The following is a 20,576-nucleotide window of genomic DNA, read 5'->3' on the forward strand; positions in this document are numbered from 1 at the left end:
GGATACTTAAGGATATTGATCAACAAACTTTATTCTTAACATTAATATGAAAAAAAAGCTTTTCTTAAATTTATGCTCAAATATCATTTTTTTACTTACCCTACTTTATTTTCCTCATAACCCTTTATTTGGGCAGGAAGGCTCAAAACCACCTAATGTAATTCTTATCATGGTAGATGACCTGGGTTTTGAAACTGTTGGTTGTTACGGTGGCACTTCTTACAAGACTCCCAATATTGATAAAATGGCTAAAAGTGGTTTAAAATTCAACCAGGCTTATGCGCAACCATTATGCACCAATACCAGGGTAAAGCTAATGACCGGAAAATACAATTTCAGAAACTGGTCAGCCTTTGGTATTTTAGATCCCGGGCAAAAAACCTTTGGTCACCTGATGCAGGAGGCGGGCTATGCCACTTGTATAGTGGGTAAATGGCAACTGCAAAGTTATGATCCTATTGATTATCCGGGGGCTGAATTCAGAAGGGATACCGGTATGAAAGTAGATAAAGCAGGGTTCGATGAATATTGTTTATGGCACACCGGCCATACCGAAGATAAAGGTTCCCGTTATGCTGATCCCACCATCCTTCAGAATGGCCGGTTTTTATCCGATACCAAAGGAAAATATGGTCCTGATATCTTCACCAGTTATCTCAATGAATTTGTGAAAAAGGACAGAGATAAGCCTTTTTTTGTCTATTATCCCATGGCCCTTACACACAATCCGTTTTCCCCAACCCCTGATAGCAAAATCTGGGCAAATACTGCACACAGAATGGATGATGAAACCACCTATTTTAAAGACATGGTGGAATATTGTGATAAAATTGTTGGAGATATCCTCCAAAACCTGGAAGATAACGGACTACTGGAAGAAACACTTGTTTTGTTTTATGCAGACAATGGAACACACCAATTGATATTCTCAAAAATGAAAGATAAAACGGTTCAGGGTGGAAAAGGCTTAACCATAGAGACAGGGATTCGGGTACCCCTTATAGCCAGCTGGCCCGGCCATATTCAGGAAGGCACTGAAACTAATGAATTGATTGATGCGATTGATTTTTTACCTACACTTTTAGATGTAGGAGGAAATTCGGTTCCTGAAAATTTCCTGACCGATGGAGAAAGTTTTCTACCCATTTTGGAAGGAAAGCATGAGCCCCGAAGGGACTGGATTTATATGTATTATAATCCCAAACCCGGAGCAGATAAAGATCAGTTCGCCCCAGCCGAATTTGTGATGAACAGCCAGTTTAAATTATATGGAGATGGACGGTTTTACAATACCAAACAGGATATGCTGGAGAAAACGCCTTTAAAGGAAAAAGATATTAAACCAGAAATTAAATCATTAAAAACAAAGTTCAGGCATATCCTGGATTCTTTAAAGAAATATCCGGCTATTGGAAAAGTAGAACGGCTTGATCCGGCTCTGGATGATATCGTTTCCCCACATTGCAGAATAGAAGTAATTGCAGAGGGATTTACCTGGTCGGAAGGGCCCGTGTGGCAACCCAATGGTCAAAAACTACTTTTTTCTGATGTTCCCCAAAACAAAATTTACGAATGGAATAACCTCAATGGATTAAGTGTACATGTTTCTCCGGCAGGTTACACTGGCACTGCTCCAAAGGAAGGGGGAATAGGCTCCAATGGCCTTACTTTAGATCCTGCGGGTAATTTGGTCATTTGCCAGCAGGGAGATCGTGCACTTAGCAAATTAAAAGAAGGTTCCAACTCATCCAATCCTAGATTCGAACAAATTGTTTCTGACTATGAGGGCAAAAAATTTAATTCTCCAAATGATTTAACTTATGATGCTGAAGGGAATTTGTATTTTACTGATCCCACTTTTGGGTTGGGAAAATCGAAAGGAGACATTGGATTTGCAGGAGTTTATTTCCTCAGTAAGGAGGGAAAACTAACCCTGCTTTCAGATGACATTGAATTTCCCAATGGCATAGCCGTATCTCATGATCATAAAACTTTATATATCGCAGATTCTCACCCGGTTCGGCCGAGTATTATTGCCTATGATATTGTTGGAAAAGGAAAAATCAATAACAAACGAATATTTTTTGATGCTACAGCGCTTTGGAAATCCAGCATTAGTAAGCAAAAACCAGATGGATTAAAAATAGATAAAAACGGGAATGTATTTATGGCTGGCCCTGATGGAGTGCTTATTTTTTCACCTGAGGGCAAGCATCTGGGCACCCTGAAAACCTTTAAAAGGACTTCTAACTGTGCTTTTAGTGAGGATGGTCGAATGTTATATGTAACTTGTGATGATATTATTCTAAGGATTAACCTGAAACCTTATTCTAAATAAAAATTTGCGAAATAAGAGATTTCCGGATTGCTTTAACTCTTTCATTACTTTAAGAGACTGTCTGGGCACTTTAATTTTAGTTGGCCGATACCTTTTTCTTTCAGAAAAGATCTTGTTTCCCCAACTAAAACTAAGGCCAGACTGTCTCTTTTTTATTTAAATTAATCTATTGAAACCTATGCAAAGAGCTCCTTATAAACTTTAAAGCTTTATGAATATGTTTTTCAACCGTACTTACTGAGATATTCATTTTTTCTCCAATTTCCTTATTCGATAAATTTTCAAACCTGCTCATGTAAAAAACAGTTCTGCATTTTTCTGGCAGTTCAGCCATGGTTTCTGATAAATAGCTGTTTAATTCATTAAACTCAACCTGCTCAAGTACATGATAAACAAAGCTCACTTCATTCATGGTTTCCAGATAAGCCTTTCTTGTTTTAGATTTTCTGATCTGGTTAGCCACCTGGAATTTAGTCATCTGATACATGAAAGAAGATACATGCCGGATTTTCAATTCATGCCGCCTTCTCCATATATCCAGGAAAACTTCCTGAATGATATCCCGGCAAATTTCATCATCCCTAAAAATTTTAAATGCAAACTGATAGAGTTTTTCCCAATAGCGATTATACAATTCATCAAATGCACCCATCTCATCCTTGGAAAGATGTTCGACTAGTTCCAGATCGGTAATATGGTGGTAATTTTCAGGTGGCAATTCAGTATAATGACTATGTTGGAACAAATTATGGTTTATAAATCTGATTTCCAAAACAGACTGCCAATTTATAAGTTAATTCCAAATTTATTATCCTGAAACCTGGCTTTTCATTTATGGACTAAAATCCTCATTAAAAAAAATCAGATTGGAATAGAAGGTTTTTTAAAGTTGTGATACTTAATGGTAAAAGCCGATAAATCTTAATGTTAAAAGATTTGCTTCCATACCTTTTAAAGGTTTTGTCCTTTTAAAAAAATTGAAACTAACTATTCTTAACCTTACTGACTATAATTGAAATGAATGAAAAGGAATTTGACGAACTGCTGCAAAAATACACGGCTGAAGAAGCCACTGAGCAGGAAGTTGAACTGTTAAATATGTTTTTTGATCGTTTGGCAGCCAATGGAGAAACTTCCAGTGTGCTCAATAATAACCAAGATATTATTAAGTCCCGGATTCTTAAAGATATTAAAATGAAAATCACTCCGGAAAATAAGTTGGCTACCAATCCTGCTAAAGAAATAAAATGGATGCCAAATTTCCTGAAAGCAGCTGCTGCCATTTTTATTCTGGGCTTAGGGATAAATTATTACTATTCTCAACAAAGTGTAGAACAGGATTTGCAGGTGATTGAATTGAAGACCAGTTTTACCGAAAAGGGCCAAAAGAAAACACTGAACTTAAGTGATGGTACCACAATAAAACTAAATGCAGGAAGTACCATCAAATATCCGGCAGTATTTGGGGAACATTCCAGGGAAATTGAATTGCACGGAGAAGCTTATTTTGATGTAGCAGAAGATAAAAACAGGCCTTTTATAGTGAGCACAGGAAAGGTTACTACCACGGTTTTAGGTACTTCATTTAATATCAGGGCCTACCCAAACGCTGAAAATACCAATATCGCTTTAATCGAAGGAAAGGTCCGTGTAGAGAAATACACCGATGAAACCAGGCAGGAAAAATCGAGCGAAACTTATCTTTTGCCGGGTGAAAATGTTATTTATCATAAAAGCACTTCTATCCTTAAAAAAGGCCATTTCGATTTAAAGAAGGTCGTTTCATGGAAAGATAATGTCATTTATTTTGACAACACTCCTTTTGAAGATGCCATTCAAACCCTGGAATTATGGTATGGAGTGGAGATTGAAATTTTGAAATTAAAAGACAGACAACTATCGGTAAATGGGGAATTCCACAATCAATCACTGGAAAATGTGCTGCAATCCATGAGCTATTCAAAATTCTCCTACCAGATTGATGGAGATCAAATCATTTTAAAATTTAACTAAACAAAAAGATATGATGAAAATAAATACTTCCTAGACAAAAAAAGACTTCTGAGACTCGACCGTATCGCTAAATATCATTCGAAAATCAGAAGTCCAATCCGTTCTCTAAAAATTGTTTTAAAAAACTAATCAAAATTATGAAAATGAAATTAATTGGACTAGACTATATTAAGAAAATGTCGAAACTTTTATTCTACGGTATAGTTTTTCAGGCTTTCTCTGTGTCCATGCTTATTGCATCAAGTGGGGAAGCTCAGAAGTATCGTAAGATCAGCGAAGTAGATCTGACTGTTGGTTTTGAGGAATCAAATCTGATCACAGTATTCAAAAAGATAGAAGAGCAAAGTGAATTTAGGTTTTTTTTCTATTCTAATGAATTGCCGGACACCAAAATAACACTTGCCACTGAAAAACGAAGTTTGGAGCAGACTTTACTTTCCATTGGGAAAAAAGCCAGGCTGAATTTCAAAAGAGTAAACAATAATATCTCTGTTTCTACCCGCCCAAAGCTGGATATCAAACAGAAATTAATCATTGAAGAATTCGTGACCCTACAGTCCATTATTAAGGGAAAGGTTACAGATGATTCTGGTTTGGGTTTACCGGGGGTCAATGTCCTGCTGAAAGGCTCCACTTTAGGGACAGTTACCGATATTAATGGGGATTATTCCCTTTCTGTTGAAGACAATAATGCCATTTTAGTTTTTAGTTTTATTGGGTATGAAGCTCAGGAAATTCCCATAAATGGGCAATCCCGAATTGACATTTCCATGGCGCAGGATGTAAAGCAATTAAGTGAAATAATTGTCATTGGCTACGATGCTATTAAAAAGAGTGATTTAACCGGATCGGTTTCCTCGGTAAGTCCTCAGGAACTTACAGCCTACCCCACTCAAAGTGCAGTTTCTGCCTTGCAAGGACGTGCAGCAGGAGTTCAGGTAGAATCAAATAATGGTGGTGAGCCGGGAGCTGGTTATAAAATTCGAATTCGCGGATCTACATCCATTAATGCCAGTAGCGATCCGCTCTTTGTAGTGGATGGTTTTGTGGGAGGTATATTGCCATCTCCCGAAGATATCGCATCAATAGAAGTGCTAAAAGACGCTTCAGCCACAGCAATCTATGGGTCAAGAGGCGCAAATGGAGTGGTGATGGTAACTACTAAAAGGGGAGCATCGGGAAAGACAAGGATTGAATTCGGAAGTGCTTTTTCCACCCAAAAGGAAGTGGGCAGAATGGACATGCTCAACCGGGCCCAATTTCTCGACCTGATGGATGAAGCCACAGGTGGAGCTTATGTACCAGGACCCGAAGGAGTGGATACTGACTGGCAAAGTGAAGTGCTTCAGCCTGGCTTTACCCAAAACTATTCGCTTTCATTTGCAGGAGGAACAGATAATGTAAATTACTACATTTCAGGAACTTACTATGATCAAAAAGGAATAATTCTAAGTTCAAATTACGATCGGATGTCAATAGTGAGCAATATCGATCTAAAAGCCAGTAAAAAATTAAATATAGGGCTGAATTTAATTGCCTTTTATACCAGAAAAGACGGTGCACCCACCCAGACAGGAGCGCATGGTGGTGCCTTCCCTGGAGCTTATTTTATGGGACCGGATGTGCCAATTTATAACCCTGATGGCAGTTTTGCACTGGCCAGGATTCCCACGCCTTATGATAATCCTTATGCTGCCACTACACAGGAAATCAGGGATTCCAGAGAAGATAAATTACAGTCTAATTTTTATGCAGAGTACGCCCTTCTGAAAGATTTTTCTTTTAAAACCACCATTGGTTTAAACAGTAGTAATAATGGTTATGGCCAATACACCCCGACTACTTTGCTCGATGGCTACAATAAGGGTGGAGTGGCCCAGGTAACTTCTTCCAGAAACCTTTCTGTATTGAATGAGAATTACTTTACCTACAAAAAATCATTTGGGGGAAATAATTTTTCTGCCGTAGCAGGATATTCCTATCAAAAGATAAAGAATGAAAGAGTAAGTGCTGGTGCGCAGGGTTTTGTATCAGATTTATTCACCTATAATAATTTAGCAGCCGGTACCACACAGCTTATCCCTCAATCCGGATTAACAGAACAAATTATCAGTTCTTTTTTCGGCAGATTAAATTTTGGTCTTTCGGATAGGTTTTTATTCACATTCACTGGCAGATATGATGGGTCTTCCGTATTCAGTGAAGGCAATAAATGGGCATTTTTCCCATCTGGTGCTGTTGCCTGGAACATTGGTAATGAAAATTTCCTTGAAAACAGCTCCACAGTTACTGACCTCAAACTCAGGGCAAGTTATGGACAGACCGGTAACCAGGCGGTATCCCCTTACCAAACTTTTGCCGCTTTGAAACCAATTTTAACCATTGTGGATGGTAAGCAGGTAAACGGACTTATTCCAAGTGCAATTTCAAATGATGAACTGACCTGGGAAACCACTACTCAACTTGACTTTGGTGTGGATTTAGGCCTTTGGGAAAACAGGATTAATGTGACATTTGATGTTTATGCTATGGAAACAGAAGGACTGCTTTTCCAAATTGATTTGCCCTCTTATTCGGGTTTTCCCTCCCAATTGCAGAATATAGGAAAAATGTCCAACAAAGGGGTTGAACTTTCTATTGGTGCCGATATCCTTACCGGAAAATTTGACTGGAATACCTCTTTTAATATTTCAGCCAATCGAAATAAAATTACCGAATTACCCGACCACTCCGATCAGTTTTATGGTTTCGGACCGGGGCATCTGGAATTAAGAGACCCCAATATCTTAAGGGAAGGAGAACCTTTGGGTAGTTATTACGGGTATATTTTTGAGGGCGTTTATCAGGAAGGGGAAGAATTTTTACAGGGTGGAAATCAAAGGGAAGGAGAAGCCAAATACACGGACATCAACAATGACGGAATTTTTAATTTTGATGACCGGACAATCATAGGCGATCCCAATCCTGATTATATCTGGGGCTGGACCAATGATTTTAAATACAAAAACTTTGACCTGAATTTCTTTATTCAATCTTCTGTGGGCAATGATAAGTTCAGTTATACTCTGCTGGAAGCCAATACCTTTTATGGGCAAAATAATGCCTCCACCCTGGCCCTGGAAAGATGGACACCTACCAACAAAAGCTCCAATATTCCAAGGGCTCAAAACGGAGGAAACAGAAAATTTTCATCCAGATTTGTTTATGATGGCGGCTACATTCGATTAAAAAATATCGCCCTGGGTTATAATTTCCCTGCAATTGCAAAGCTCAATATCAAAAAGTTACGCTTATATGTGAGTGCTCAAAATCTGTTCACCATTACAGACTATCCCGGTGTAGATCCCGAAAATGCATATAAAACCAATAACTCCATTCAGGACAGAAATGGCACATTGGGATTCGATTACGGATCATACCCCACTACAAAATCCTTTACAGTTGGATTAAATGTAGGGTTTTAAATAACTGATGAACATGATCTGCAAAACTAATTCACATAAACTGCAGGTTCAAAATTTTCACCATTGACAAAAATTATCATGAAAAAATATAAAATATACTTATCGGTTATCCTTATTTATTTGGCTTTTGGATGCACTGATCTGGAGGAAAACCCAACCAATATTCTGTCACCGGAAGGATTTTTCCAATCTGTGGAAGATGTTGAAATTGTGACCAGAGGTGCTTATGCCAATTTACCTCACCACCATATATGGGGCGATGCACTTCCTCTTTATCTGTGGTTGTCCTCAGATATGTGTAGTCAAAGTACGTTTGGAGCTTTAGGTGCCCGACAAAGTTATGATGAATTCCCGCTCGATCCGGGAAATGTACACATTGAAAATATGTGGAATACATTTTACCTGATGATTAGTGGAGCCAATTCCGCTATTGAAGGAGCTACCTTTGTTCCAAATTTAACTGATGCTGAGATTAAAGAAGCACAGGCCAGTGCCCATTTTATTCGGGGCTATTCCTATTATTTTATTGCCATGTTGTGGGGAGATGCCCCCTATATTGATACTTTCGTGAGAGACACTGATGCGATTGCGCAGATAAAATCTACCAAAGAAGCAGAATTATTGCAACATGCCATCGAAGATTTTCAATTTGCCAAAGATCACCTTAGTCCTAATACAGATACTAAAATCAGGTCATTGCCTACCAAAGGCACGGCAGCCTCTTTGCTGGCTTCCATTTATTTATATATTGGTGATTATGCCAATGCTTATAAAGAAGCCAAATGGGTGATTGACAATAAAAATTTATACAATTATGGACTGGAAGAAGATTATGTAGATCTCTTTATTGAAGATAAACAGGATCAGCTTATAGAACCAATTTTCACTGCAGATTATCTTCAAAATATCAATGATGGAGATATTAACCGGGACTGGATTGGTCCTTTAACCACTGTAAGAGGTTCTGCAGCAGGTGGCTGGGGACTAGCTGTTCCCGAAACTAAGGTCTTCGAAACCTGGGATGACAGAGATTACCGGAAGGATGTAAATATGCTGGATTCTATGTGGTTCAGGACAAATGATGGCGGATTAGAACTCAGACACTATAGTACTTTTCCTCTTCCTCCACGACCTCATATAGAAAAGTGGGCAGGGAGATTCAATGAAAACACCCAGGCCAATGGCAATAATTCAGGGAATAATATTCCATTGATGAGGTATGCAGAAATCTTACTCATTGCTGCAGAAGCCGGAGCAGAGGTAAACGGTGTTTCACCGGAATTGGAAGGCTATGTAAATCAGGTAAGAGCCAGAGCCAGAAACTGGAATGGAAAAATGACCGATTTTCCTGCAGATGTGCCCACAGGTTTGAGTAAAGATGAATTTATAGACCTGGTGATAGACGAAAGGAGGCTGGAATTTGCCTTTGAGTTTAAGCGATGGTTCGATATTAAACGAAGAGATATGGGCAACTGGGTGTTTAAGGAAAATCCTGATCGCCTTGAAGACCGACCTACCTTCCAGGCGCCAAGGGATTACCACTGGTATATACCTGGGCCGGTTTTAGCTGTTAATCCAAATTTAGCGGAAACGGAGTAAAAAAAGGGCGATCTTTTAAAATTTCTGATTTTCCCGGTTTGTGGTAAAAGCGCCCAATAATACCCAATTTGCTGGCAGGGTCTTTTCATTAGAGAGGCCCTGCTTGATAGTAAAGTGCCAAAAAGAATTAGGAGAAGATTTATATACCAACCTAATAGCAATCCATCCGGAGCTGCTTTTTGTTTTGGTAATAGCTTAATGGTTTTTTATTATGCGTTTTGCAAATTTTCTCCAGACTTTCGGTTACCCCTTTTTGCATGGCAATAGACCCACAAATCATGATTACGCCCTTTTCTCTTAAAGTTTGAGCTATAATTTGACTATCCTTTTCGATTAAATCCTGCACATAAGTTTTTGATCCGCCATTTCTTGAATAAGCCGGTTCAAATCTGTTCAGATAGTTATTTTTTAGACTTGCTTCTACATAATCTCTGTACAATTTGTAGGATGCTTCGTTTCTTGCTCCCCAATACAAATGGGTTTCTATCTTGTGATGATTTTGTTCCAACATTCCCAAAAAAGGAGCAATACCTGTTCCTGTGCTTATTAAAATTACCCGATTTGCCTTTTTAGGAAAATAAAAATCCTGATTTTTCACAATGCTGCCTTCTAAAACTTCTCCATCTTTCAAGTCATTTAAAAAGTTGGAGCATAAACCTTTTTGATGTCTTTTTACACTCAGCAGAATTTGGTCGGTGGCTGTAACCGACATAGAATACAACCGCTCCGCAGCCTCCGGTGATGGATAAACCGCCAACAAATCTCCAGAATTGTATCTGATCTTTTTGTTCGCAGATAATTTAATTAAAAAGGTATCGTCCGGGCTGTGGCAGGCTTCTGTTTTTTGAATCACCTTAAACTGATTCTTTTTCATGTTAGATGATCCAATTACCGGATTTTTTGCAGGTAATTCCAGGGACAATTCCAGATGGGCACTCCACATTTTAAACCATTGAATATAAGCTTCCCATGAGCGATTATTGATCGTAAAGGTTTCAAACAATCTGGTACTTTTGGAATCTTTTATCAGTACTTCATCAATATCATAAGCAAATTTGCAGTAATCCGGATAAGCCCTTGAGCCAAACCCAACCACAGAATAAGTGTATTTTTGCAGTGGATTTTCCTTCCTATACAAATCGACAAATTTCTTTGCATTAGCAGGAGGCTCTCCTAATCCATAAGTGGATGTCATTACCACCAGATGCTTCATTTTCTTAAAAACACTATACCTGTTAAGTTCAGTAAGATAGACCTTCTTTCCTGCATGAATAAGTTTTTTTTGGAGTTCTACAGCAAAATGAAGCGTATTCCCCGTCTCCGAACCCACCAGGATAATGTATTCACAGTCATCTTTTTTAAAGGAATTTTTTATTCTGGATTGCTTTCTTTTTAGGGTAAGGCTGAAACCTGAATAGATAAAAAACAAAATGCTACAGGAAGAAATCCCCAATACAATGGCCCACCAGATATTACCTTGTCCGGTATGAAGTACCATGCTCAAATCTGAAAGCAGGGTAACTAAAGGATATTTTACTTCACTTAATATTTCACCGGTTAGCTGGTTGATCACCAGTTCTTTATTTTTAAGTTTCAGGGTATAATAATCCTCTACATCCGGGGAAAAGGGAAATTCCAGTGCGCGAACTTCCGCAAGCTTTACATTTTTAAAAACAGGAAATTCCTGATGCCCAATTGCGGGTGTTTCGGATAATGATTCAAAATCGATGACGTGAGAAGAAGTCTCCTCTTGGGGTATTAACTCAAATCTTTGTAAAGATAAATAGGTGCCTGTTAGGCTTATGATTACAATTGGAATTAAGGCCAGCCTCCCAAGATATACATGGTAATACTGGTAAAAATTTTCTTTTATGATCTTTGAGAAAAAATGCCTGATGCCCTGTTGCCTCTTGATCACCAGAATAATCCCGGTGATGGAAATAAGTAATAATAAAAAGGAAGATAGTCCAACGAAAAAGCGGCCAATTCCTTTTAAGAACAAGGATCTGTGTAAACTTGTAGCGAACTCATACAAAGGAGCTTGTTCTATTAAATCACCTGTTTTTTCACCAGTAAAGGGATCTATATAGAAATCTCCCATATTCCCTTCCTGATCAATCACGGAGACAGCAACAAACCCATTAGCATCCACCTCAAGGCTGAAAATCTCATCATATTTTGATTTTAACTGGGTAACCGTCTCGGCAAGACTTAGTTCACCAGCCCCGGCAACATAATTACCAGAAAGGTTGTTGGTAATTGGTTCAAATGATAAAATAATCCCTGTTACAGAAGCAATCAGGATAAAAATAAAGGAAGATACAGCCAAAGCAAGATGGCTATATCTCCAAAGTGAAATGATCATATGTTAATTTAAACCTTATTTTAATTTGGCATAATACGGATATAACGTATATAACCTTTACCCTCAAATTTTCCAGTTACATTTTCAGAAGTTAATGGAAATTCCACATCATCTACAACATATTCCTGATCTTCAACCGCGGTTTCAAATCTGAGCTTATAACCCGCATTTAATTTATCTTCATCAATGTCAATTACACATATAGTTCTTTCTCCCCCTGCAATGGTTGCCCCACTTATAGCATCAATATCGGTGGGTTTTGGGTCATAGAAACTCCACCATTGGGTCATATCCGGATACCATTCTGCATCCTGACCAATTACATAAAGTGTCTTTTCATATTGCCCTTCCGGATTGATTAGGGAAACCACCAGATAAGCTCCTTCTCCTTTATAGTTTGTTAACTGAACCAGACATTTATAAGAGGCCGAAGTTTTTTCCGCTTTATCGGTTGACCAGCTCATGATGAAAGGTGCTATTAATAATAATATTAGTCCTGCTATTTTGTACATATTATTTTAAAAAGTTAATACTTACATTATTTGCCTGTAACATCTCGTTTTCGCTTGCCAAATCGTAAACCGTTTCATCAAATGATGTGGTTACGCTTTTATCGGCCCCAATTTTAAGCAAATACTTTAAAATTTTATCATCAGTTGCTTTCATCGCGGCAATTTGTAAAGGAGTAGTTCCCTGCTGATCCGCTTTATTTACATCTACCCCCATTTGATGCACTTTTTTAAGCAATTTCAAGTCGTTTTGCTCAGCAGCTAAGTGGAAAAATGTTTTACCACCAGCCTGAACTGAGGTAGGATCAAATCCCTTCTTCTTCAAAATTTCCAGTTTTTCCATAAAAGGATCTCCTTCTGCCTCACTTTGCCCCTGACCTGACCGGCCGCCCCGGCCTCCACCTGGTCTGTAGGATTTCATTAAATAAAAACCAATATTGTTACCTTCCTTGTCTTTTACATTTACATCAGCTCCGTTTTCAATAAAGTAAGTTACTACCTCAGTTGCGTTACCTGCTACCGCATTCGTGAGCGCTGTTTCTCCTTTATTATTAGCAGCATTGATATCTTTGGTTTGATCAGCCAGTAATTTTATAATTTTAAGGCTACCCCGCTGGGAAGCATAAATTAAAGCCGTGTTTCCTTCTCCGTCAACCTGGTTTACATCTACACCCTTTCCAATAAAATAAGAAATCACATCTGTTTCTTTTGATCGGCCTGCAAGCAAATGCAAAGGCGTGGTGCCATCTTTGGTGCTGACATTGGCTTCAATACCTTTACCTTCAAGGTATTGAAAAACATCAATAGTATTTGCTTTTCTGTAACCCTGGGCTGCGGCAATCATGGCATTCCCACCAACTTTATTAATGCCTTTATATTCCACTCCTTTTTCTATGAGTTTGTCCATCATCTCAATGTTTCCGGTTTTAGCAGCATAATAAAATGCTCCATTTCCATCTTTATCAGTATCGCTCAGGGACAAACCTTTGCCAATGAAATAATCTATAAGTGTAAAATCACTAGCCTGAGGAATGGTAAGCAACAATGCATTAGCCCCATGGTGGTCTGTCTCAGAAAGTGAAGACCCGTTTGAAAGTAAAAAATCATAAAATTCACTGCTCTTTGGCCCTGTAACAGCAGCGAAATTTAATACAGAGTATCCGTGATCATCTACGATATCAGTCTTTCCTCCCTGATCAATTAAATATTTAACTAACTCTAAATTTCCTTTCATGGCTGCCCAGTGTACATAGACTCTGCCATCGTGCGTGAGAGTATTGATGTCATTTCCTTCAACAGACAACAAGAACTTAACCGTTTCCAGTGGCTGGTCATTAGTTATGGCATAAGTAGTGGCATTGAAACTGTTACTACTAAGTTCCAGAGGATCATTTCCCTGTTCTATCTTCTCTTTTATTATATCGATAGAAGGATTTGAACCCCAAAAGCTTCTTTCCAGAAATACATTTTGTGATTGAGCTTTCGTAAATAGAGGCATTAGGAGCACTGCTATTACAAGAGTAAAAAATACTTTTTTCATCACTTTATTAATTATAAATTTTAAATTGAATTTGAAAGTAAAAGCAACAAAGAACCGCAAAAATACTAAAAAGTTCTTTGTTGCATTTTTATTTATTCTTCAACCATTCTTTGAATGACCATAATGTTATTCTTTTAATCCCGAATAACAGTGCTCTGCCTGGTAATTCTATTCCTGTTTTACGGGCTAGAAAACTCCAATATAATGGTTACCTGGTTTGTTAACTAACTTAGCTCCCTGAGTAACTTCTCCTGTCTTGCTGTTTAAAACATAAATGTTTCCATCTTTTCCAATAGGAGTAACGGCCATTAAAAGATTGTCTCCACTTACCAGGAATCCCTGATATTGATGCAGGCTTAAATCAGCATCATTGGGAATCTCCTCAACTTTTTCCGCAGTTTGATTGTTCAGGTCCACACGTGCTACATAGCTTTGGTCAGACTCACCGTGTATATAAACAATATATCCAATTCCATTGCTTACATATCTCCAGGTTTGCACATATACATCTTCCACTCCCAAAGCCTTATCCAAACTGAATTCATAAGCATTGTCATACTCATTATTTGCAGTAATCTTCAGGATGTGAGAACCATTGGTGTCTCTCTGGGTAGCCTGGTAAATACTTCCATCTTCTGCAAGGAAATTAACATTACTTCTGTATCCAGAACAATCACCGTTAGCTACTGTAGACGTAATTACTTTTGGGTTTTCTAAAGAAGGGTAATCTACCACTACAGATTTAGTCCCTAATCTGTCCCACTCACTTTCTCTGTCCCCTGTGGCCGGATCGTACTTACGCATCCATGTACCTATAATTAATTTGTTTTTGGCCTGGTTTAATACCGGAGCATCTAATCGGAAAATGGCATTTCCTGCTTTTTCTTCTTCGGCAGAAAGCGGAATTTCATACTGCTTATAATCCGAAATCAGTACATTTTGTAAATCCAAAGCAAGCACAGTAGCCGTACCACGGTAATATTCAAAAGGGTCATCCGATTCAGCATTATTTGCAGTAATGTTGGCCACATTTACGGCTATACCAGTCTGATCACCGTTGTAAAGTTTTCCCCATCTTGGAGCAGTTCCGGCATATTGAGCAATACTCACTGTTACATCTTCTTCCACATAATTGGCTCCACCCTGAACATTAAACCGGGAAAATTCTCCTCCATTTTCTCCAGCGTATGCTATGTTAAACATGGTGTTTCCATCTTCTGCAACTTGCAGTCTTGCAGTTCGGTTAGATTTTACCGATTCTCCTTCATCATATAAATTAATAGAAACTTCCGGGTTAATGGCATCTTCATAACTCACTGCGTAGATCATTGTACCACCATTACCATCACCAGGGTTATCACCCATAAGCGCTCCTGCAACAGTCACCCAACGAGTTGGATCTACAGTTTCTTCCACCGGGTCAATTGTATCCTCACTGCAACTACTAAATATAATTGCTACTAAAACTATAAATTTAACTAAGTAATTTTTCATGAATAGTTGATTATATATATAATTAAAAGTTATTGATTGTATAATTCAGTTTAAGATAAAAAGCTCTTCCAGGCTTTTGTACTGCGAAATTGTCGTACACCTGCTTATCAAATATATTCCGGACGTCTGCACTGACCACAAACTTTTTATCTGGAAAAGTGTAGCTCATCCCAAAATCGTGAATGAACTGTTGGGGAGTCCTAAAATCTTCAATTTCCAGCCAGGTAGTGTAAAATCGATCTACAAAACCAAAATTGTAGGACAGGTTAAAAAGGGAATTCCTTTGAAATAGGTCCCTGTAAGTATAATTTACAGCACTATTGACTGTGAAAAATGGCTCGTTGGGAAGCTGTTTGTTATAATTACTATAAATATTACCATTTGCATCGTATTTGGTATTAAATACAGCGTTAAATTTTGACATGTTAACCATCACATTTAATCCTTTTTTATGGTTATAGTTCACTTCAGCTTCGAACCCGATTGACTTTGTTTTTCCTAAATTTTCATAGGGATTGGTTTGTACTGCATCGTTGATCCTGGGGTTGATTCTTTGCACGATTTTATCTTTGGTATCACGGATAAAACCTGTGCCCGATATGATAATTTTATGGTTACCTGAGGTAAATGATCCTGCCTGAAATCCCAGATTAAAATTGTTACTGATTTCCGGATTAATCCCTAAATTTTCTACAATATTATCACCAGGACTACCAAATACTTCATTTTCAGATGGCATTCGGACAGCCTGTTCTGCAGAAGTAAGGATTACCAAATGACGGACTGCAGTAAAAGATAAAGCCATTCCATAACCTGTTGTATGCCTGTTGCTGGAAGCGTGATCTTCAACACGGACCGATTCCCCATTTTCTTCTACTAATAAGGGATCCATCCTGTCAATTTTCTGTTGATACAATTTACCAAATATATTTCCCTTCAGGCGAGAATTGAGGATATTCAGCTCATAAGCCAAAGAGGAAATATTCTTTTGTAAATCACGTGTGCCTATAAACTCACGTTCTACAGCACTGCGCTTTAAGTCCTGCTGATTTCTGTCTATATTATAAAAAGCATGACTGAATAGTATTTTATGATGTTCATTGAGTGCGTAACTGATTCCCCCTCTCATGGTAGCCACATTCCTATTGATATGATTGATTGTGGGTGCTCCCTGCTGCGCTCCCTGAGGCCTTAGGATAGGGTTGCCATCCAATCCTACACTCTGTTCACCATACCAATTGTAATTCCATCTCACTGTATCATTCACCACTTGTTTTCTATTACTCAGCCGCCCACTGAAAGTGACTTCCAGCCCGGGTATAAATAAATCTTTTTTTTGGTAGGTTAAACCTGCCACATGTGCCTGCGATTCGGTAAATCTTCCCTGATACGGTATCGACATATAAGTACCATGCTGAATCTCATTGTGATCATCAGAACTATTGTAACTTACAAAAAACTGGTCGGCCCATTTTACATTCGTATATCCTAAAGAAATTTGGCCGCCAATTGACCTGTAGGCATCATTAAACCGTTTGGCTCTTACATAGTCGTACCTTCCGTTTGGTAATATATTCCTCACAAATTTTCCCCAAACTTCATAGTCATTATCTGAATAGTTATAAAAACCAGAAGCTTTTAAGGTAAAGCCTGATTCCTTACTGCGGTACATTCCACTAAAGTTTGCCTGCATGGTATTAAATGACCCATAGGAAACCGAAGTAGTAAGGTTATTCGAGGCTTCTTTCTTTAAAATTACATTGATGGCTCCACCAAGAGCATCATCCGCCAGATGAGCCGGAAGTACACCTTTATAAATTTCAATGCGCTCAATTAATGCTGGTGGAAGACTGTTAAGGCTAAAGGAGGCTCCGTAAGTTGAAATCGGAATGCCATCAATAAAAATCTGCACAGAACTTCCCGACATCCCATTAAGGTTGTAATCTACTGCAGAACCTAACCCTCCATTCTGACGCACCCTTACCCCTGCTGCTCTGTTGAGTAAATCATTGGTTTGGACAGATTGATAAGCAGCTGATTTTGTTTCAACTACATTTACTGCAAACCCCTTCGTTTCTATTTCCCTTTTTTCCGTCATTCCCTCCACAGTCACTTCATTTAAAACACTGGCCCCAGCCCTTTCCAACACAAAGGTTCCATTCACCAAAGGACCATTTACTTTCAGGTCAAGCGCTTCCGTTTGAATTTCAACACTACTGATCTCTAATTGATGATTTCCATAAGGGATATTAGTAAGTTCATACTGGCCCGTTTCACTTGTGAGCGTATGTTTTTTAATGGATGGGATAAAAACCGTGGCAAATCCTACAGGTGAACCATCCTTAAAGGTAAGCTTACCAGAAATTTTCCCGGTCTGGGCAAAACAGCTGTGACCTAAAAATAGGTTTATGGTTAAAAAAATCAGTATTAAAAATCTTTCCATAAAATTTCGATTTACCGCTCATGTTTATCTCCTAAGAAATCGTATTGAAAACCTAAACAAGTTCCATTAATCGTTGCTTGCTGATTTCCAGAGCGTATATTGAGTTTTGCTACCCTCCCTTTTTTATATTGTTTTATTGTGATCAGGAAAAGAAAAACCGCCAGAGTTGAGAGAGAATTTACCACGCATAATTTTTTATTTGTTAGCTTTAATTAGACTGATTATAAATAATGCAAAATTGTGCTAAACGCCAGTAATTGTCAATAACTACTACTGGTCAAATTTTTATAGCTAGCACTCGGTATAGCTAGCTAATAGTAGTTAGTAAGTATTACTTAGTTTTCTCTCTGTAGATCAGGGAAATCAACTAAAACCTTTATTCCGGAGGAGATTTGTAAATTTCAATAATTGCATTGCCTTTCTGGCCATCGGATATACCCACTAAATTTTCCCGCAGGGTCCCTTAACTGCCCAGTTAAAACCTTTGCGCAATCAGGAGATTTAATTTTGCCGATATTTATCTTAAAAAAACAAAGACTGAAAAGCGAGTTGCCTTCCAAAACTAGTCTTCCTGACCATGGCTCTTTGGCGGGCATAACTACTCAATAAAGAAATTGCTGCTATGAAAGATAGAATGTTTAAGTTATTACTTGTTTTACTTTTCCTTTTCCAATTCGGAGGTATACAATCAGTCTGTGGTCAATCAAAAATAGATGTTGATTTCAGGAATAAGTGGGTCACCAATGGCAAATCCGAATTTGACAGAAAGGTTTTTATCAATATTCATTCGAGTTATACAGGAAATGAATGGACGCTGGAAGAGTTAAAAGATGTTCACGAAAACCTAAGGGTTAATTTTGGGAGGTCTGTAGGAGGAGTAACCTGGCAATTAAACAGAATAGAGGAAGACCCTGAAAGACCTGGTTTCCCGGATATAAACCACATGAAAAGTCTTGGGAAAAGTGACAGGGATTTTTATAGTACAAGGACTTCAATCCATCCCTTTGAAGTTGATGATTTTGTAATGACTTCCCATATTTCTCCCCTATATCCCAATGGGACTGCCACTCAAAAAGGATGGATTCCCGAAGGTTATCCTGCCATTGCCCAATTTTATGCGCATTATCTGAAAGAGTATTACGGGGAAAATGGAGGAAAGCGGCCCAGATATTTGGAAGTTTTGAACGAACCATTGGTACACTTGAATCAATTGAATACCACTTCGGAAAATATTGCCAAATTTCACAATTATGTAGCGGATAGTGTACGTAGCTTAAATCCGGATGTTCAGGTAGGAGGATATACCGGAGCATGGCCGGAGTTTGAAAATAAGGATTTTGAAAAATGGGACAGTTCCTGGAAAACTTTTATTGATATTGCCGGGGAAAATATGGACTTTTTATCCTTCCACATTTACGATACTCCAAAACTTCAAAACCCTGCTTTCAGGAAAGGAAGTAATGCAGAGGCAATCCTTGATATGGTGGAACAATACAGTATGCTGAAACTCGGAGAAGTAAAACCCATAATCATTTCCGAATATGGGGGATGCTGTGCGGATTGGGATGGCCCTTATTCCGAAGAAAGAGACTGGAGGCAAATGAAATCGATTTCTGGTATTTTAATGTCATTAATGGACCGGCCCGACATGATGCTAAAAGCCATTCCTTTTATTGTAGACAAAGCGGTTTGGTACAGCAATGCTAATCCATACCCCTATCCTCATGTATTGTTGAGGGAAGTAGATGGAGAATGGGTTTATACACATTTGGTGAAATTTTACCAATTATGGCAGGAAGTTGAAGGCACCAGAGTAGATACCTATTCTTATAATCCTGACATACAGGTTCATGCCTATGTCAATGGAGAAAAAGCCTATGTCATTCTCAACAACCTTGGATTTGAACAACAGGAAATCCCAGTCCAAATTTTTGATCAGGAAAACATTGATATTACACAAATAAAGGTAAAACACCTTTTTGCCAGGGATAATATTCCTCAACTCACCGATGTGACTGTAGAAAATACTGTTCACAATTTTGAAATTGCCCCCGAAGGAACCATGGTCATTGCCTATACCTTTTCTGAGGCATTAAGTTTTACGGATGAAATCCAACAATCAAAATATTATGCAAATGATTACCTCAAGCCAATTTCTGCCAATGAGGAAATTTCTTTTCACATAAACAATGTGCAAACCGCTGACCTGGGTGAAGCATTTTTAAGAGTAAGTGTAGGAAGAGATCATGGAAAATCCCTTCACCCTTCAATAATTTTCAATGGAGAAACAATTGAAGTCCCTGAAAACTGGAAGGGAGATGACCAGCATGGCAGAAACCGATTTTTTGGCACCATTGAAATACCGGTAGATATTAAACTGGTGAATGAAAATAATGTGATAGACATTAAATTTGAGGACACCAACGGCCATATTAGTTCGGTTACCCTGGTTGTTAAATCCAGCACTAAGGAAATTAAAAGAGAGGCTGAGCAAAATGAAGTTACCGGAATGGGTAATGATAAACCAGCCGATATTCACATTTTCCCCAATCCAACTTCAGGTAAGTTAAAAGTAGATATACCACAAAAATATTTACCAGCGGAAATTAAGATATTTGATATACAGGGCCGTAAAATTCTGAACCACATCCGAAATCACCAATCGGATACTTTGCCCTCTTTCCAACTAAAGTCCGGGATTTATTTTTTGAATTTGAAATCGGCAAATGTTGAATTTTCTCGAAAATTAATGGTGGATTAAAACCGAAATGCCTTTCAGTTGATCTAAATCATATTAATACTACTGGTTAC

General features: G+C 38.3%; 11 protein-coding genes. 5 read left to right on the forward strand and 6 right to left on the reverse strand.

Annotated features, from left to right (window positions below; translation table 11 throughout):
• Positions 1 to 46 precede the first annotated feature (46 nt).
• Positions 47 to 2,338 carry a sulfatase-like hydrolase/transferase gene (locus A3EM_RS45750; protein WP_020528347.1) on the forward strand — a complete coding sequence of 764 codons (2,292 nt, stop codon included), beginning with the start codon at positions 47 to 49 and terminating at the stop codon, positions 2,336 to 2,338.
• Between the two features lie 166 nt (positions 2,339 to 2,504).
• Here A3EM_RS45750 and A3EM_RS0111425 read toward each other — a convergent pair whose 3' ends face one another.
• Entirely contained in the window at positions 2,505 to 3,110 is a 606-nt protein-coding gene (locus A3EM_RS0111425) for an RNA polymerase sigma-70 factor (protein WP_020528348.1), read from the reverse strand.
• A 245-nt stretch (positions 3,111 to 3,355) separates the two neighbouring features.
• Between A3EM_RS0111425 and A3EM_RS0111430 the strand changes: the two genes are divergently transcribed.
• From A3EM_RS0111430 to A3EM_RS0111440, 3 genes are all read left to right on the forward strand, one after another.
• A complete protein-coding gene (locus tag A3EM_RS0111430; RefSeq protein ID WP_020528349.1) occupies positions 3,356 to 4,351 on the forward strand; it encodes a FecR family protein in 996 nt (331 codons plus the stop codon).
• 137 nt (positions 4,352 to 4,488) lie between these two features.
• The gene (locus A3EM_RS0111435; RefSeq protein WP_020528350.1) at positions 4,489 to 7,815 is read left to right on the forward strand and encodes a SusC/RagA family TonB-linked outer membrane protein; all 3,327 of its coding nucleotides are present in this window, start codon (positions 4,489 to 4,491) and stop codon (positions 7,813 to 7,815) included.
• A 78-nt stretch (positions 7,816 to 7,893) separates the two neighbouring features.
• A complete protein-coding gene (locus A3EM_RS0111440; RefSeq protein WP_020528351.1) occupies positions 7,894 to 9,414 on the forward strand; it encodes a RagB/SusD family nutrient uptake outer membrane protein in 1,521 nt (506 codons plus the stop codon).
• Between the two features lie 151 nt (positions 9,415 to 9,565).
• On the opposite strand, the gene A3EM_RS0111445 is transcribed toward A3EM_RS0111440, so the two are convergent.
• The 5 genes from A3EM_RS0111445 to A3EM_RS0111465 form a co-directional block, all read right to left on the reverse strand.
• Complete coding sequence (locus A3EM_RS0111445) at positions 9,566 to 11,779, reverse strand: PepSY domain-containing protein (RefSeq protein WP_020528352.1); 2,214 nt, start codon at positions 11,777 to 11,779, stop codon at positions 9,566 to 9,568.
• A gap of 20 nt (positions 11,780 to 11,799) precedes the next feature.
• The gene (locus tag A3EM_RS0111450; RefSeq protein ID WP_020528353.1) at positions 11,800 to 12,291 is read right to left on the reverse strand and encodes a DUF2271 domain-containing protein; all 492 of its coding nucleotides are present in this window, start codon (positions 12,289 to 12,291) and stop codon (positions 11,800 to 11,802) included.
• Position 12,292: 1 nt separating this feature from the next.
• A complete protein-coding gene (locus A3EM_RS0111455) occupies positions 12,293 to 13,828 on the reverse strand; it encodes an ankyrin repeat domain-containing protein (RefSeq protein WP_020528354.1) in 1,536 nt (511 codons plus the stop codon).
• 186 nt (positions 13,829 to 14,014) lie between these two features.
• The gene (locus A3EM_RS0111460) at positions 14,015 to 15,322 is read right to left on the reverse strand and encodes a hypothetical protein (protein ID WP_020528355.1); all 1,308 of its coding nucleotides are present in this window, start codon (positions 15,320 to 15,322) and stop codon (positions 14,015 to 14,017) included.
• Between the two features lie 22 nt (positions 15,323 to 15,344).
• The gene (locus A3EM_RS0111465; RefSeq protein WP_020528356.1) at positions 15,345 to 17,765 is read right to left on the reverse strand and encodes a TonB-dependent receptor; all 2,421 of its coding nucleotides are present in this window, start codon (positions 17,763 to 17,765) and stop codon (positions 15,345 to 15,347) included.
• Positions 17,766 to 18,399: 634 nt separating this feature from the next.
• On the opposite strand from A3EM_RS0111465, the gene A3EM_RS0111475 reads away from it, so the two are divergent.
• Positions 18,400 to 20,526 (forward strand): T9SS type A sorting domain-containing protein, encoded by a 2,127-nt coding sequence (locus A3EM_RS0111475; RefSeq protein ID WP_211211957.1) that lies wholly within the window; start codon positions 18,400 to 18,402, stop codon positions 20,524 to 20,526.
• The last annotated feature ends 50 nt before the right edge of the window (positions 20,527 to 20,576 follow it).

The organism is Flexithrix dorotheae DSM 6795 (assembly GCF_000379765.1).
GTDB lineage: Bacteria > Bacteroidota > Bacteroidia > Cytophagales > Flammeovirgaceae > Flexithrix > Flexithrix dorotheae.

What these genes read in the sequence shown, in the direction of transcription:
- A3EM_RS45750 (WP_020528347.1), top strand. Translation starts at nt 47, where the DNA reads ATGAAAAAAAAGCTTTTCTTAAATTTATGCTCAAATATCATTTTTTTA.
- A3EM_RS0111430 (WP_020528349.1), top strand. Translation starts at nt 3,356, where the DNA reads ATGAATGAAAAGGAATTTGACGAACTGCTGCAAAAATACACGGCTGAA.
- A3EM_RS0111435 (WP_020528350.1), top strand. Translation starts at nt 4,489, where the DNA reads ATGAAAATGAAATTAATTGGACTAGACTATATTAAGAAAATGTCGAAA.
- A3EM_RS0111440 (WP_020528351.1), top strand. Translation starts at nt 7,894, where the DNA reads ATGAAAAAATATAAAATATACTTATCGGTTATCCTTATTTATTTGGCT.
- A3EM_RS0111445 (WP_020528352.1), bottom strand. Translation starts at nt 11,779, where the DNA reads ATGATCATTTCACTTTGGAGATATAGCCATCTTGCTTTGGCTGTATCT.
- A3EM_RS0111450 (WP_020528353.1), bottom strand. Translation starts at nt 12,291, where the DNA reads ATGTACAAAATAGCAGGACTAATATTATTATTAATAGCACCTTTCATC.
- A3EM_RS0111455 (WP_020528354.1), bottom strand. Translation starts at nt 13,828, where the DNA reads ATGAAAAAAGTATTTTTTACTCTTGTAATAGCAGTGCTCCTAATGCCT.
- A3EM_RS0111460 (WP_020528355.1), bottom strand. Translation starts at nt 15,322, where the DNA reads ATGAAAAATTACTTAGTTAAATTTATAGTTTTAGTAGCAATTATATTT.
- A3EM_RS0111465 (WP_020528356.1), bottom strand. Translation starts at nt 17,765, where the DNA reads ATGGAAAGATTTTTAATACTGATTTTTTTAACCATAAACCTATTTTTA.
- A3EM_RS0111475 (WP_211211957.1), top strand. Translation starts at nt 18,400, where the DNA reads ATGTTTAAGTTATTACTTGTTTTACTTTTCCTTTTCCAATTCGGAGGT.